Genomic DNA, 17,239 nt, shown 5'->3' with positions numbered 1-17,239 from the left:
TTACTCTTAACATAAATGTTAATTGTACATCGCTTACAGCACAATATATAAAATCGGGACTGCGTTTATTGCAGTCCCTGTTTTTTTATAATTCTGAATTAGCTCTCAGCATTTCCGCTACTTCCTCCACAGAGCATTTATAATCACCGTCGCCGCTGCGCTTATATGTGCCTGTGTAGACGCTTCCGCCGATATAAATTGGCTCCTCGCCCTTTTTTATCTTCGGAACAGTTATGACTATGATATGCTTGCCGTATATGCGTTTTATCTGAACGTCGTCATGTGTAAGGATATTTCTGCTCACCTTGCGCTTGTCGTTGATTATCTCCCAGAAATCGCTGAGAAGCCACTCGGGATCGGGCAGGTCTACAGGCCTCAGAGTCTTATCGCTGAGCTCCTCTACTCCTAAAAGTATCACGCCGCCGAGAGTATTTGCAAACGCCGAATAGGTCTCCCACAGGCTGTCAGGGAGTCCGCCAAGAGCCTTTTTTGCTTCTATACGGTTGGTCTCCTTGTATTTCTCAAGGTGCATTACATCTATCATAGCCATTCCCCTTTCTGATTATATTATAGACTATATTTCGTTGTTCGTCAAGCTCAGGACAAAGAACTCGTGACAGCTGTCTCTAATTAGCAATAAGTGATTTGACAATCTATATGTTTTCCTATATAATATAATAGTATTTCTATATAATAAGGAGCGATTACAATGCTTAAAAAAATAACCGCAGCCGCACTGAGCACTGCTTTGTGTGTAACGGCTTCAATACCATTCACAGGTAACTGCGCAGCAGGTGTTCAGCCGACAAATATCAACCTGTCAGCTGTCCGCTCGGCAGACGATATCCCTGTCCCTGCTGACCTGAGAACAGGCGAAACTCCTGTGAAAAAGGGCGAACTTGGAAATAATATCCTGTACTTTCTCTATGAGGACGGTACTGTTTACATCAAGGGATACGGCAAAATGGGCGATTTCATCGGCACTCCCTTTGAAAAATCGGCAAAAAACATAAAGAAAGCCGTTTTCATCAACGACGGTGACGGCATTACGAATATAGGCAATAATTTGTTCTGCAACTGCCCCGAGCTTGAAGAAGCAGAGCTCCCCGACACTGTAACATCTATCGGAGTAAGCAGCTTCAGCTCCTGTCCAAAGCTCAAAAAGGTCAATATCCCCAAGGCTGTTACATCTATCGGAGTATGGGCTTTCGCAGACGATACAAGCCTTGAAGCCATTGAACTCCCAGACAGTCTCAAACTCATCGACAGAGCCGCATTTCAGGGCTGTACCGCACTTAAAGAAGTGACGTTTCCAGAAAAGCTGGAAACTCTGCGAGGATTGAGCTTCCAGAACTGCACCTCTCTTACCGAGGTTACCGTCCCTGAAAACGTAACAACTATCGGTCCTTACGCTTTCAGCGGCTGTACATCACTGAAAAAAGCCGTTGTCAAGGGCGGTTCAAAACAGCTTGGCGAAAAGCTCTTTGAAAAATGCATAGCTCTCGAAGAGCTTACTCTTCCCAATGCAGACACTGCTATTTTCAGAGAAAACGACGCAGAGCCTCTGAAATGGCTCGGTACTCTCTTCGGTTCTTTCGTCTCGGGTTATACCTACGGCGTAGGCTTCGCCAATACTACCTATTATATCCCGAACTCACTCCAAAAGGTAACGATAACAGGCGGCACAAAGATCGCCGATGAAGCATTCTACGGATTCAGTTCCCTTACAGAAGCAGTCATTCCCGATGATACCGAGTACCTTGGCGCAAGCTCTTTCAGCGGCTGTTCAGCTCTTGAAACGTTCAAAATGCCCTCCAAGGCAACATTTATCGGCGCTGATGCATTCCTAAACTGCAAAATGATAAATGTTGATATACCGGTCGGCGTTACCGAGATAGGCGCAAACGCCTTTGAAAACTGCTCATCTGTTACAGAGATAAACGTTCCTAAGGCAACAAATAAAATAGGCGATTCAGCATTCAGCGGCTGTACTTCGCTGAAAAAGGCTGTGATAAGCACCTGCAAGGACGGTATCGGCAAGAGAGTCTTCAACAAATGCACTTCCCTCGGCGACCTTACTCTCCCCTATGCAGGCTTTGATGCAGAATCTGCCGCAGCTAAGGACAGCTCGTGCCTGTGTCAGCTCTTCGGCGATTATGTCTCGGGATACACCTATGGCGTTACATACAGCGGCGCTACTTATTATGTGCCGAATAGCCTTGAAAAAATAACCGTTACAGGCGGCACCAATATCCCCGACGATTCTTTCTATGGCTTCAATTCCCTTACTTCGTTAAGCATACCTGATAATACAGAATATATCGGAGAAAGCTCTTTCAGCGGCTGCTCACAGCTAAAAGAATTCAAAATTCCGTCAAAGGCAACATTTATCGGTGCTGATGCATTCCAGAACTGCACACTGATAAACTTTGATATTCCAAAGGGAGTTACAGAAATAGGTGCAAGCGCCTTTGAAAACTGCACTTCCCTCACTGAGATAAATGTTCCCGAAGCTACAGATAAGATAGGCGATTCCGCATTCAGCGGCTGTACCGCACTTAAAAAGGCTGTAATAAGCACCTGCAAAAACGGTATCGGCAAGAAAACATTCAACAAATGTATCTCCCTCGGCGACCTTACTCTCCCCTATGCAGGCTTTGATCCTAAGAACGCTGCAAGCACAGACAGCTCATGCCTGTGTCAGCTCTTCGGCGAATATATCTCGGGATACACCTATGGCGTTACATACAGCGGCGCTACTTATTACGTGCCGAGTGCCCTTGAAAAAATAAACGTTACAGGGGGCACCAATATCCCCGACGATGCTTTGTATGGCTTCAGCTCTCTTACCGAAGTAAACATTCCCGACGATACAACATATATCGGAAACCTTGCATTCTCAGGCTGCTCAAATCTCGAAAAGTTCGATATGCCGTCAAAGGCTGAACACATCGGTAATCAAGCATTTAACGGCTGTGCAAAGATAGTCGTTGATATCCCCGAGGGCGTTACAATGATAGGTGAAAGAGCCTTCGGCGGCTGCACCGCTCTCACAGAGATAAATGTGCCAAAGGCTACTAAGGAGATAGGCGGTACCGCATTTATCGACTGCACAGGGCTCAAAAAAGCAGTCATCAACGGCGAAGATACAATAATCGGTCCAAACTGCTTCAACAAATGTATTTCTCTTGAATCACTCACGCTTCCTTTTGTTATACCCGATACAGTCAAGCAGACGGAGTCCGAATCATCATGGTTCAAGGGGCTTTTCGGCGCCTATGTCTCAGGCTATACCTACGGTCTGCCTTGGGGAGACGGCACTATCTTTATCCCCAACTCGTTAAAGGAACTCAATATAACAAACGGCAAAGAGCTCCCTGCTAATGCTCTCAGCGGTATGCAGCTTGAAAATGTTACTCTCCCGAAGACTATCGAATCTATCGGCAACAGCGCTTTCGACGGCTGCAATAAGATACTCAACGTATTCTATCCAGATAAGCAGGCTGCATGGGACAAGGTAAAGGTCGGCGAAAAAAATACTGTTCTTGATGAAAGACTGAGAGTTCTCGGCGATGACGGTGAATATCACAACGTAATAACTACCACAACAGTTTCAACATCAACGACCACAACTACAACTTTCACAACGACTACAGCTGTTACCACTACTGCTGCACCTGTTTCCGATGACTATTCACTTGGCGATGTTGACAACAATAAGGCTGTAAACGCAGTTGACGCTTCAATGGTCCTCTCTGAATACGCTTTAACATCAACCAACAAGAAAAGTCAGTTTACTGAGGCACAGAAAAAAGCTGCCGATGTTGACGCAAACGGCGCTATAAATGCAGTTGACGCTTCGTTTATCCTTGAATACTACGCTTACACAGCTACCACAAAGGAAAAGCCTGTGACAATGAGCGAATACATGGCAAAGAAGTTAAAATAACAAAAAACAGCCGCAGATAATCGCTATACTTATATAGAAACTTATAGCTAATTATGGGGGAAACCTTTCTGAAGAAAGGCTTTCCCCCGTCCCCCTTTCCAAAGACTTTTTTAGCTGATTTTTTCTCATATAGGGCTCGCCCAAAATAAAAAAGCCCTGTAATAGTACAGAGCGAGCCCTATATGAGAAAAAATAAAACTGAAAGTTTTAGGGAGAGAGTTTGAGAAAAGCCCCTTTTTCAAAAGGGGTTCTCTCAATATTAAGCATAAAACTTCTACATGAGTATTATGATTAAACTCTGCGGCTGTTTTTTTCGATTATGGTCGGATAACAGAATGACTGTGAATAAAGAACTCCTCCTGACTTGGCTGCCAGCCCTTTTCCTTCGGTGGAAAGAGCTTATCGAACTCTGCAACAGCTGCCTCATCGTCACAGGGCTTATCTACGTCACTTGGATAATAGAACCACCTTCTGCCGTCAAGAACGCCCTCTTTAAGCTCCTTGACAAGCAGCGCCGCCGGGAAGAAATCTCCCTCGAAGCAGACATTGTACTTCAGACAGCTCTTATAGCCCCTTGCAACGTAATTATCGGGATTGCCGAAGTTTATGACCACGTCGTATCCCATTTCCAAAGCCTTGACAAAGGTGTGCTCCAGCATAGCCTTGCCGATGCCCCTGCGCTGATACTCTGGCAGTACGCAGAGAGGTCCCATGGTGAGGATATCCTTTTCATTGCCCTGCTCGTCCCTGAGCTTAGCCCTGCAGTACATAACGCTGCCCACTATTCTGCCGTCTGTTTCGGCTACATAGTCCAGCTCGCGGACAAAATCTGAGTGATCGCGCATGATATGTATGAAATAATGCTCAAAGCAGCCCGGAACGCTTAGATTCCAGAACGCCTCGCGTGCAAGATTCTCTACCTCGCGATAGTCCTTTTCTGTTTCCTTGCGAATGATAAAGTCAAATTTATTCATTTTTATAACCTCCTGAAAATGCTGACAAGACACGAGAGGTTTGTGTGAGAAAGTAGTCGCAAACCTCTCGTTTACGCTGCTATCTCAGTTCTGTTATTATTTTTCAAACAACTGACTCCTTAAAAAATATTGCGGTGATATCCGCTGATATCATTATAAAACAAAATTATGGTAATGTCAATAGAAATTTCAAGTAAGAAAATAATTAATTAATTACATTTGCCAAGCTAAGGCTATAATCAGATATAACATTTGTGCTATGATTTTTATGACACAAAATTTACATAGCATCGTAAACGGGCAGTAAAATACAAAGCTGCAATACATTGCGTAAAAATTATTATACGAAATGACTAAAAAACAGCAAAAAGTGAACAGACAATCGTTTAAATCACAATAAACGACTTGTTTTGTTCATAAAAATGTAATAAAATTGTTGTATAAGCTGGGGAAAAGATGGGACGCAGCGGCTTCAACGCCATTGTGCTTTTCTTCAGTTGAGAAAAGGAAGAAACTTTAAAACAAAATCATGTTTGGAAAGTGAGGAATGATCGACATGAGAAAAGGCACTTTCAAGAAGATCGTCAGCGCTGGTATCACAGCAATGATGGTCGCAGCAAGTGTACCTTCAGTTCCTGCAGCCGTTGTTCACGGTGCTGATCAGCAGACCAGAGGCAACATCGGCGGTTTTGACTACGAAATGTGGAATCAGAACGGTCAGGGACAGGTTTCCATGAATCCCGGCGCAGGCTCATTCACCTGCTCTTGGAGCAACATCGAGAACTTTCTTGCTCGTATGGGCAAGAACTACGACAGCCAGAAGAAGAATTATAAGTCATTCGGCAATATAGTTCTTACTTACGATGTCGAGTACACCCCAAGAGGAAATTCGTATATGTGTGTATACGGCTGGACAAGAAATCCTCTTATGGAGTACTATATCGTTGAAGGCTGGGGCGACTGGCGTCCACCCGGAAACGGTGCAGAAAACAAGGGCACAGTAACCCTCAACGGCAACACCTATGACATTGCCAAGACAATGCGTTATAACCAGCCCTCTCTTGACGGTACTGCTACATTCCCTCAGTACTGGAGCATCCGTCAGACAAGCGGTTCAAGAAACAATACCACAAACTATATGCAGGGCACAATTGACGTATCCAAGCACTTCGACGCATGGAGCCAGAAGGGACTGGATATGTCGGGTACTCTTTACGAGGTATCCCTCAATATCGAAGGCTACCGTTCAAACGGTTCAGCTAATGTAAAGAAGATAACTGTCGGCAGCGGCTCTCCTTCACCAAGCGAGACAACTACTACCACACCTACTCAGACTGTAAAGGCTGACGGCGACGGCAATTACTTCACAAGCACATTCGAGAGCGGTGCTGGCGACTGGTCAGGCAGAGGAAGCGCTTCTGTTGATACAGATTCATCTAACTACTATGACGGCAGCAAGTCTCTCTTAGTATCAGGAAGAGAGTCAGAATGGAACGGCTGCGCTATCCCGCTTGATCCAAGCGCTTTCGTACCGGGCAACACATACAGCTTCAGTGCTGCTGTTATGCAGAAGTCAGGCAGCGCTGTAACAATGCAGATGTCACTCCAGCAGGGCGACGGCAACAGCGCTTCTTATACAAAGATAGCTGACTGCGACACCAAGAGCGGCGAGTGGACAAAGATCGAGAATACAGAGTTCACTATCCCTGATAACTCAGGCGACCTCATTCTCTACATCGAGACTCCCGAAAGCTCAGGCGACCTCTGCAATTTCTATGTTGACGCTGTTCAGGTATCCGAAAAAGGCAAAAAGTCCGCTGTTGTAACAGGACAGGGCAAGGTAGACACTACTTCAGCTCCTGATGATACACCGAAGACTACAGGCAAGAACTACAAGGGCGTTCGTGCTCATCAGAACCTTACATATAATTACGAAAAGGGCGGCAACGGCTTCAAGGACTACATGGGACCATACTTCCGTCTCGGTACTTCCGTAAGCGGCTATGAGATCGGCAACTCACAGGCTCAGCAGTTCATCAAGAAGAACTACAACTCAATCACCTGTGAGAACGAAATGAAGCCTGATTCTATCGTTAAGGGCGTAAACGGAGACGAGGTCCAGATCAGCCTCCAGTCTGCAAACAGTATCCTTAAATTTGCAGAGCAGAACGGAATCGGCGTCCGCGGTCATACTTTTGTTTGGTACAGCCAGACTCCTGAGTTCCTTTTCAAGGACAACGGCAGCTATGTATCAAAGGACAGAATGAACAAGCGTCTCGAGAGCATGATCAAGAACACATTCAGTCAGCTCAAGTCAAACTATCCTAAGCTTCAGGTTCATTCATACGACGTCTGCAACGAGCTCTTTGAGAACGACGGCGGCGGAATGAGAAACTGGTCCAAATGGAAGGACGTTTACGGCGCTGGAAACTACGATTTCGTAATAAATGCGTTCAAATATGCAAGAAAGTACGCTCCAAGCGAGACAAAGCTCTACCTCAACGACTATAACGAGTATATGTCCAAGAAGACTAACGATCTCGTTAACATGGCTAAGAATGTCATGAAGGAAGGCGACTATATCGACGGTATCGGTATGCAGGCTCACCTTGCAGCAAGCTATCCTTCAGCAAGCGAATTCGAGACAGCTGTTAAGCAGTTCGAGTCACTTGGTCTTGACGTTCAGGTAACAGAGCTTGATATCACAAGAAATCAGAGCAATCAGGGCGAGCTCTATACTCAGATCTTTGAAGTATGCATGAGACACGCTAAGAACATCTCAACTGTTACTCTCTGGGGTACAACAGACGAGAGAAGCTGGAGAAAGTCTGAAAACGGCGGTTCACCGCTCCCATTCAGCAATTACCAGCCTAAGAGCTTCTATAATGACATCATTGCTCTTACAAAGAAGATCGATCCGCCTAACTATGACGATGAGGAAGAGGAAGTAGTAACAACTACAGCTACAACAACTGCTCCTCCTGTAAACGTTACAACAACTACAACCGCTCCTCCTGCACCTGCTAAGGACCTCAAGGAGGTACTCAATGAGAAGGTTTCTGTCTGGGGCGACTCCAACAAGGACTCAGGCGTAGACATGGGCGACGTTGTACTTATCATGCAGTCGCTTGCTAACCCTGACAAGTACAAGATGTCAGAGCAGGGACTGTTCAATGCAGACGTTTCAGAAGCAGGCAACGGCATAACAGCTCAGGACGCTCTTATTTTACAGCGTTACCTCTTAGGTCTTATAAAGTCACTTCCTGCAAGCTATGCTGACAACATCAAAACTGTAACTACAGAAGCTACTACAACTAAGGCTACTACTACATCAACTACTACAACTACAACAACTAAGGCAACAACCACAACTACAACAACTGCTCCTAAGTCAAACTTCAACTACAACGGCAACGTTCAGTTCAAGGAAGCTCCGGGCAACTACTTCAACGGCTGCCAGCAGCGGGGCAAGGTTACAAAGGAGAGCTATAACGGTATAAACGGTTATAACAACTGCAATGTTTATACTCCTTATAACTATGATCCGAACAAGAAGTACAACATATTCTATCTCATGCACGGCGGCAGCGAGAACGAGAACACTTTGATCTCCCAGAACGATACAATGATCCAGAATATGCTGGACAACATGATTATGAACGGCGAGCTTGAACCTCTTATCGTTGTATTCCCGACATTCAACAAGACAGAAGCTGGCAAGTTCTACAGCGAGTTCCGTCAGAGCTTAGTTCCTTTCATTGAGGGTAAGTACTCAACTTATGCTAACAAGGATACATCTGCTGAGTCCCTTAAGGCTTCAAGAATGCACAGAGCATACGGCGGCTTCTCAATGGGTTCAGTATCTACATGGGCTGTATTCGAGAACTGCCTCGACATCGTTGGCTACTTCATGCCTCTCAGCGGCGACCACTGGAACGGCAACTCCGCATACGACAAGGCTAAGAGTCTGGCAAACGCTGTTGACAAATCAGGCTACAAGACAAACGAGTACTTCATCTTCGCTTCAACAGGCTCAGAGGATATCGCTTATCCTAACGTAAATCCTCAGGTCGAGGAAATGAAGAAGATGAGCCAGTTCGTATTCACATCAGACTTCTCCAAGGGTAACTTCTACTTCATGGTTGCTCCCGGAAAGACACACTGGTGGGGCTATGTAAGACACTATGTTTACGACTCTCTCCCATATTTCTTCCACGAGGGACAGTAAATATCAGAGAATTCTTCAAAATTTAAAACTTTCTACGGAAAAACCGAGGCTTTTGTCCTCGGTTTTTCTATATTATAAAAAATATTAAGTTTTTCTTCGTAAATGTTGCTATTTTTTAGCTTATATGTTATAATATACGCAAGCAGAGGAATTCTGCTAATAATAATGAAATGGCAGGTGAACACAATGAAGTTCAAAAAGCTTGCGGCTGCTGTTATTGCAGCGGCAACGGCAATTATACCTCTCTCTTCAGATATTTCGGCAGCACTTCCCTCTTCTACTGTTTATGCTGCTGAACACGCTACGGGAGCTGCTCTCCCCGAGTGGATTCCTCAGAGCTTTGAATCTGCTCTGGATTTCCGCAACACCTACGGCGCTACTCATGTACAGGACGGACTTGTCTGCATTGTTTTCAGGGAGCAATATAAAAAAGTCCCCGAGGGTGAACCTCAGGGAGTTCTCAGATACGATATCAGAACTACAAAGGACATGATGATGGAGCTGTTCCACAAGACATACGCTGATGAAAACAGCAGGGACTGCTATGAGGTCGTTGTATATTATGCTCCGCAGAAGCAGGGCAATTTCGAGGTAGCACTGGTCGATACATGGATAAAGTCATCTGAGCTTGACCTTGGCTACAATCACGCTATAGCTCATTATTCGTTCTCTATAGGCGAGGGTAACGAAATAACCGAGACAGATATTTACAGCTGGCTTCCCGACAGCTATACAGAGTTCTACGACTATGCCGAAAAGAACGGCTATGTTTCCGCAAAGGACGAGTTCGTTGTGTTCTGCATCAACGATACAGCAGGAATAAGATATCAGTGGGAGGAAACGTCGGACGGCTATAGTGATTATTTCCAGCGCTATACTTCAAGCTACTGCTCAAGGGAGACTGCCCAGCCTCTTGCAGGCGGTCAGACGCCTCATGTGGAGGTCTACAAAGCCGTAAAGGACGGAAAAGCACTGATAAAGTGGAGCTTTGTCCCCTCTGATGACGACCTGAAGCTCCAATCAACAAAGAATCTTACTGCTTACGCTACGGCTTCCGATAACGCTTCAAAGGTAACTCTCAGTGACGAAATAGTAAATAATGCAGAATTTTCATACAATAATTACTCTTTATACGGCACTGAACTGAAAGCCACAGGTGAAGACGCATACTTTGCCTTCGACAGATCAAAATCTGCGGTCATAAAATCAAAATCTGAGCTCTCTGAGTTTCTTGATTTCTATCTGAATGACGATGCGATAAAGAATTTCGTATCACAGTACAGTGATAAATTCTTCGAGAACAACATTCTTATACTGAATACTTATCTCGACAAATACCGCGGACGCGTATCACGCTTCGGACTTGAAAGCGTTTACTCCAGAGACAATACCCTTTATGTTGATTATACGCCTATAATAAGCGGTACTCAGTCCAGAACGTCATATCTCAGTATTCTTCAGCTTACGATGCCAAAGGACGCATACAAGTACAACGGTGCTGAATGGGAATGCAGGGAGACTTTCTCTGACAATGTAAAGCGTATTACTTTTATTGATGAGGACACGAATAAGTTTGTCAATATGGATAATATTGACCTTTCCAAGCTCTTCGGTATCGAAATGAAGAATCTTGAAGGTCAGAACCCATATTACTGGGAAGTCATTACAGCAGAATGGCTTGACCTTAATATTGATGAGAAGTATCTCCCCTCCGGCTATGAGCTTTCAAAGGAAAAGCCGAGAGAAGTCATAAATAACGGCAATAATACAGGCGATATCACCTTCCGGCTCAGAAAAAAAGAGACAGTCGGGGTTAAATACTCTATTAACAAGTACTCGACTATTACCAAGAATCTATTCGCTGATTTATATACTATGATAAATGACTTTAAGCCCACAGCAGTAAAATCACAGTCCGAGCTTAAAGAAATAACATCAAAGTATTTCTCGGAAGAGTATCAGGAAAAGATATTCGGAGCCTATGACGAAGCTTTCTTCAAGAATAACGTTCTGCTCTTCGACTTGTGTTTTGACTCAACAGGCGGAGATATGTTCAGTGTAGACGATACGGTATTCTCAGACGATGATATTACCGTATATTACACTCAGCCTGCTCCTGACTTCGGGATATGCAATACTGATTTCTTATTTGTAGTGAAGGTGATTGTCCCCAAGAGCGAGTACAGCGGACAGAATGCTGTATTCAAGTGTACGGGCGACGCCAACGGCGACGGCGACTTCGGTATCGCTGACCTTGTAACATTGCAGAAATGGCTCCACAGCGGCACAGACACCAAGCTTGACGACTGGAGAGCCGTAGACCTGTGCAAGGACGATGTTATTGATATCTTCGACCTTGTTGCTATGAGGAAAAAGCTTATAGCAACCGCAAAGCTGCCTGCTCCGAAGCAGTACCCTATCAATGTTCAGTATAAACGCTGTTATTGTACTCCCAGCTATGACCGTGAGGGAAGTATAAGCTTTCTTACAAGTGCAGAGGAAGTCGGAACCCTCTTAAACAGCCAAGGCGAACCATACGATGATGAATGGTTCAATACTCATAAGATCATGGTCATTACTTTTACCGAATCAAGCGGCTCTATAAGACATGAAGTTACAGAGCTTACAGACCAATATGTCACTATCAACAGGCTATTAACTCAGGTAATGACCTGCGATATGGCTGAATGGAATATCTATCTTGAGCTTGACAAGGACGCAGTAATAAGAGATGATTTCAAGATAAACTGGATTGAAGTACAAAAGTTATACTAAAAATATTAAAGGCTGTACAGATAATTCTGTACAGCCTTTTTTTAGTTTATTTGATGATGATAGCCTTTCTCATAAGAACAAGGTCAAATATATCAAGCTTTTCGTCCTTGGTGTAGTCAGCTGCCTTCCAGCTTTTCAGCTCTGCACTTGTATCTCCGAGAAGCCATTTCTGGAAGAGTAAAAGGTCGGTTACATTGAATTCACCGTCCATGTTCACATCGCCTGCCAAGTCATCAACAGGATCAACGTGGCTTTCGTCAAATACCATTTTTGCATTCTTAAGGAACGGATCATCTGTGGGCTTCTTAACCTTTTCCCATGTATCTTTGCTTCCGTAGAAAGTTATAGTAGCCTGAGATGAAGTATCGGGGAAAGCCATATCGTCAATAGTTTTCAGCTTGCCGGAGAGCTTCAGGTCAGTCAGCTTATTACATCCGTCAAAAGCCATACTACCTATTTCAGTCACGCCGTTAAGCTCTACAGATGTAAGACTTGTACAGTAGAAGAAAACGTTATCACGAAGTACCGTAACACTTGAAGGTACAACTACAGATGTTATATCCATATTGCGCTGAAATGCTCCCGAAGCTATGTATTTGATATCGGACCCGAGCTTTACGTCGCCTTTGCACTTGTCGCCGTCAAGAAGTGCGCCGTTTACGATTACCAGCGGTGACTTTTCCCGCTGTGCGGCTATCCACGGTGTATCCTCAAACACCTTCGTATTCCATTCAATTATATGGTCAGGGAACTCAACTTTCTCCAGTGATTTACAGTACTCAAATGCTCTGATACCAACCTTTTCAACGCTGTCAGGTATAGTTACCGATGTAAGATCAGGGCAGTTGTTGAATGCATAGTGACCTATTTCCTTGACTGTATTCGGAATAGTAACACTTTTTATCTTGCTTATCTGGAATGCATACATTCCGATAACTGTAACGGGCACACCGTCGATACTTGCAGGTATCTCTACTGAAGTAGCTGACTTATCGCACAAAGTAATCTCAACATGGTCGGAATACTTCTTGTAAGTAAGCGCACCTGACTTGCCCTCAGTACCTGTTTCTTCTGCATATGCACTGAGTACAGGAGCTGAAATTGCTCCTCTCTGAGACGGCAGAGAAATACCTGCTGTCATAGTTACTGCGGCAATAAATGCTGCTGCCTTTAAAGCTTTTTTCTTGATGTTCATAAATAACCCCTCCTGTTATTATGATTATTATCAAGACACATCCGAAACAGATGTATTGATTACATTTTACCATATAAAAACAAAAATGGCAATACCCAAGTCATTAACGAATTATTAATTATAAGGAAAGCCGCCGATGTAACTCGGCGGCTTTATCATGGATTTATTTGCTGTAGTTTTGTTAATAGTAAAGGTCGGGATCGTATTCCTCCCCTGTTTTGTTATCTACTATCTTGATAGAATCCCTTGCCTTTTCTATCATCACATCGTTTCCTGTTCGGTCAGTGATAAATAGGGTTATAGAGCCTATCTGCACCTCTGCAAGCACCTTTTCTCCTGTTACTACAGGAGTAGCTGCTTCCAGAAGAGTTTCTACCGCATCGGTGTTGGCAAACTCAAAATGCTTCTTTTTACCGTAGTGAATATAGCTACGTCCTCTGTAAAGTCTGAGGTTGAAAACGGAATCCAGCTTTATGCATTCGTTTGTATAGTTGTCATAATCAGAAGGTTCGTTATAGCTGAAGTCATTAGTGTAATTATAATTCTTGAAATACATCAGTGGGAATACATATTCACGCGCAGGAGATACTGTAACAGGGCTCGAATAGGTATCAATTTCATCAAGAAGCTCACTGCCCGTTTTTTGGTACGCGATATTATGTTCGTCCATAAAGCGTAAAGACTCATGGCAGGCAGAATTGATTATAATATCGCCTATATAGCTGTAAAACTCCGCGTTCTTGAACTCCTCCGCTGTCATTGCGGTATAATCCCTGCGGATAGCCTCGGTAAGCTCTTTTCCCTCTTCAACTGACAGTTCGATACTCTTGGATACATCCAACTTATCTCTAAATTCAAAATTACAGTAATCAGCATGACTTTCATCGAGGTAATCTATGGGATCGCCTTCTCTTCTCAGGCTGTTATAATAAATTTCTTTTGTTTTGTTCTCTGCGAATTCTTTATCTGTATATATATCGCAGCTTATATCTGTGAGCATTTCAGAAGGAACTTTATACTGACGAACAATAGCTGAACCGCCCTTTGTGTAGTATATCATTCTTATATCCGCTATATCCAAATCATAATTTTTTTCCTTTGTTTCGCTATAAAGTCTGTCATCATCACTTAATCTGTAATCTGATAGAACATAGCTGTATTTATCAGGCTCAAAATGGCGGTCTATAATTTCCCTGTTAAGCCTTATAGCGTCATCAATTATCTTCTTGTCATGGAGAATAACAGCATTGTCTGCCATATCATATCCCCATATCTCTATCTCAACATCACTGACCAATAAAGACGATGGGATATATTTTGCTCTGCCAAGACCGTCTGTAAGCTCAATGACCTTGATAATGCCTATAACAGCTGCGCTTGCAGCGGCAAAGCTTATGATAGCCGTCCAGAAGCGCTTGAAGCCGCGGCGTCTTATGACCTCCATAACGAACCAGATTATACCGCTGATTATAAGCGCTGCTATAAGTCCGCTCTTAATCGCAGTCATCTTCATTATTGTAACAATACTGTAAACCGCTGCCGACATGATGATGTAATAAAATGCTTTGTAAACATAGGGCTTTGAAACGTCCTCTGCCTTGCGGTGCTTGTAAAGCAGGAATGTAATTGCAATTATCACCGCAATAAAAATGAGACTTCTTATAATGAAGTTGAAATACATGGAATCCATGAATGTATACTCGGTCAGATCATATACTGCTCCGCTTGATATATAAGAATGAGGCATATAATAATCATCAAGATAAGTTATAAAAAATCCCAATACGCCTATCGGGCTTGTGGTAAAGAAAGTATAATTCTTGGTGACAGAGCTTTCAGTCAGTCCGAAATGTGCCGCTGAAACGATATTACCCCATGTAATATAAATGAACAGAGGAATCATTACATTTACAGCTGCTATGCTGAACAGTGCCTCGAAGGTGCTGCCTGCAAAGGTAATGGCAAATACAGAGATAGTATACAGCAATATCAGTCCTATTATCATGATAAAGAATATCCTTACCATATCATAGATATAATCCATCACATAGCCCATTTCAACGCAGCACGAACCGATAAGGAGCACTATCAGGGCAACTATTCCGCCTATAAGGAAAGGTACGACATAGGTGATAAGTCCTGAGGAATAATCCGCAAAGAAGCGCTGACGGTTGTTCAGCGGAAGCGAATAGTTCATATCCACAAGGGATTTATTGTAAAGATAACGGAAATTTACCATAGGAATTACAAAACCCATTCCTAAACTGAGAATGAATGCGATGCTTGCAATAACGGCAAACGGTACCGAATCGATTCGGTCAAAAAGCTGTTTGTTTTGCAGATGCGTCTCCCATATCAATATTCCCGCAAATACAGGCAGACAAAGGAGCTGGAATACGATATTGGTGACAAACAGCTTCATATCCTCTGAAAATTTGCTCCTGAAGCGCACAGAGAAGAAGCCTTTCTTTTTATTCTCCGATGTTGTCGCTGCTGTCATAGCCGAGCACCTCCAGTTCATAGATAAATATTTCTTCAAGCGTGAGCGGTATGACCTCTGTCAGCATCGGACGCTTTGTAAGGAGAGAAGCCTTGATCGCATCTATATCGCCCTTTGCAATTATGAAGCATATACTCTGGCTTTGCTCGTAATGGAGTATCTCGATACCCTCCTGAGCGAAGTCCTCCTTGGTATAGCTGGGTACAGAGCCGTCCTCATTCTTGTTGAATACCACCTGTATCTTGTGGACGCTGCCCTTTACATCGTCTATATCACGGCAGAATACTATCTTTCCGTTGTGTATCAGTGCAGCCGTATCACAGACCTCGTTAATCTCCTTTAGATTATGCGAAGAGATTATAGTGGTAAGCTTGCGGTCAAGCATTGCGTCAACCAGCATTTTTTTCACGATGATACGCATTGTGGGATCAAGTCCGTCAAAAGCCTCGTCAAGAAGCAGATAATCGGTTCGGCAGGCAAGGCCTATGATAACTATCGCCTGTCGCTTCATGCCCTTGGAAAAGGTGTTTATCTTCTTATCAAGAGGAAGTCCCGTTTTTTTGAGCAATGTTTCAAATATTTCATCAGAAAAATTGGTATAGTAGTTCTTGTAGTAGTTTTTCAGCTTTTTCAGCGTAAAAGCTCCGAACTGAACGGTCTCATCATTGATGAAAAACACCTTCTGCTTTGCGTCTGTATTATCGAAAACTTTTTCGCCGTCAATAAGGACTTCACCTGATTCGGGAGAATATATACCTGAAATAAGGCGAAGTATAGTTGATTTGCCTGCTCCGTTGGAGCCGAGAAGTCCGAACGCAGTGCCCTTATCAATTTTAAGGCTTACACCGTCGAGAGCCGTATAGCTGTCGAAATTCTTTACTGTATTCTTTAGTTCGATCATGCTTCATCAATCCTTTCCGTAAGATAGATACAGATTATCGATCCTTGCTTTCAAATCCTCAGGAGATATCCCCTTTTCAAAGGCTTCATTCACCGTAGAATCAAAATCCGTCAGTACCTTTTTCCTGAATTCATCATAATTCTGAGCCGATACAAAGCTCCCCCGCCCAGGGACAGAGTAAATTACTCCGTTGCGCTCAAGCTCCTGATAGGCCTTGGACACAGTATTTGGATTAACGCCCGTGGACTTCGCAAGACTTCTTACGCTTGGAAGCTGATCATTCTCTGCAAGAGTGCCGTTTATGATCAGATTGACTATCTTCTGATATATCTGCTCATAAATGGGTATCCTGCTGGTCAGGTCAATAGAAAACATAGGCAGCTCCTTTCTGTAGGGAGTGTACTATGATGTATAGTACAGCTATTACACTTAAATAATAACACATATCATCCCGTTTGTCAAGAGCTTTTCTGAATTTATAAAAAAACTCCCACTGTATTAACCGCAACACTTATATAGAAGCTTACAGTTAATTATGGGGGAAACCTTTCTGAGGAAAGGTTCCTCTGACGGAGGCGCGCCCCTCTGTCACTGCGTGACATCTCCCCGCACTGCGGGGAGTCACCCCCATACCCCTTTCCAAAGACTTTTATCTGGTTTTTTCGCAGATAGGGCGCTTCTTAAATAAAAAAAGACCTGCCAAAATGCAGGTGCGCC

At 43.7% G+C, this 17,239-nt stretch carries 9 protein-coding genes; 3 read left to right on the top strand and 6 right to left on the bottom strand.

Annotated features, from left to right (window positions below; all coding sequences use genetic code 11):
• Window positions 1-85: 85 nt before the first annotated feature.
• On the bottom strand, window positions 86-544 hold the full coding sequence (locus BT105_RS08590) for an AlbA family DNA-binding domain-containing protein (RefSeq protein WP_072300332.1): 459 nt from the start codon (window positions 542-544) through the stop codon (window positions 86-88).
• 165 nt (window positions 545-709) lie between these two features.
• On the opposite strand from BT105_RS08590, the gene BT105_RS08585 reads away from it, so the two are divergent.
• Window positions 710-3,949, top strand: coding sequence for a leucine-rich repeat protein (locus BT105_RS08585; protein ID WP_072300331.1), 3,240 nt, complete (start codon window positions 710-712; stop codon window positions 3,947-3,949).
• 317 nt (window positions 3,950-4,266) lie between these two features.
• Here the strand turns inward: BT105_RS08585 and BT105_RS08580 are convergent, their stop codons facing one another.
• Window positions 4,267-4,923 (bottom strand): GNAT family N-acetyltransferase, encoded by a 657-nt coding sequence (locus tag BT105_RS08580; RefSeq protein WP_072300330.1) that lies wholly within the window; start codon window positions 4,921-4,923, stop codon window positions 4,267-4,269.
• Window positions 4,924-5,479: 556 nt separating this feature from the next.
• Here BT105_RS08580 and BT105_RS15185 point away from each other — a divergent pair.
• Together BT105_RS15185 and BT105_RS08555 are read left to right on the top strand one after the other, a co-directional pair.
• Window positions 5,480-9,151, top strand: coding sequence for an endo-1,4-beta-xylanase (locus tag BT105_RS15185; protein ID WP_207646763.1), 3,672 nt, complete (start codon window positions 5,480-5,482; stop codon window positions 9,149-9,151).
• Between the two features lie 186 nt (window positions 9,152-9,337).
• On the top strand, window positions 9,338-11,926 hold the full coding sequence (locus BT105_RS08555) for a dockerin type I repeat-containing protein (protein WP_072300329.1): 2,589 nt from the start codon (window positions 9,338-9,340) through the stop codon (window positions 11,924-11,926).
• Between the two features lie 46 nt (window positions 11,927-11,972).
• Here the strand turns inward: BT105_RS08555 and BT105_RS08550 are convergent, their stop codons facing one another.
• From BT105_RS08550 to BT105_RS08535, 4 genes are all read right to left on the bottom strand, one after another.
• Window positions 11,973-13,121, bottom strand: a complete 1,149-nt coding sequence (locus tag BT105_RS08550; protein ID WP_072300328.1) for a leucine-rich repeat protein — start codon at window positions 13,119-13,121, stop codon at window positions 11,973-11,975.
• A 181-nt stretch (window positions 13,122-13,302) separates the two neighbouring features.
• Window positions 13,303-15,621, bottom strand: a complete 2,319-nt coding sequence (locus BT105_RS08545) for a hypothetical protein (RefSeq protein ID WP_072300327.1) — start codon at window positions 15,619-15,621, stop codon at window positions 13,303-13,305.
• The gene (locus BT105_RS08540; RefSeq protein WP_072300326.1) at window positions 15,593-16,522 is read right to left on the bottom strand and encodes an ABC transporter ATP-binding protein; all 930 of its coding nucleotides are present in this window, start codon (window positions 16,520-16,522) and stop codon (window positions 15,593-15,595) included. Before BT105_RS08540 ends, BT105_RS08545 begins: the two co-directional genes overlap by 29 nt.
• Window positions 16,523-16,528: 6 nt before the next feature.
• Window positions 16,529-16,897: a GntR family transcriptional regulator gene (locus BT105_RS08535; protein ID WP_072300325.1), complete on the bottom strand. Its 369-nt coding sequence runs from the start codon at window positions 16,895-16,897 to the stop codon at window positions 16,529-16,531.
• Window positions 16,898-17,239: the final 342 nt, after the last annotated feature.

Source organism: Ruminococcus flavefaciens (assembly GCF_900119075.1).
GTDB classification, from domain to species: Bacteria; Bacillota; Clostridia; order Oscillospirales; family Ruminococcaceae; genus Ruminococcus; species Ruminococcus flavefaciens_Q.
Note: the sequence above shows the minus strand (reverse complement) of the source record. Positions and strands in the feature narration are given on the sequence as shown.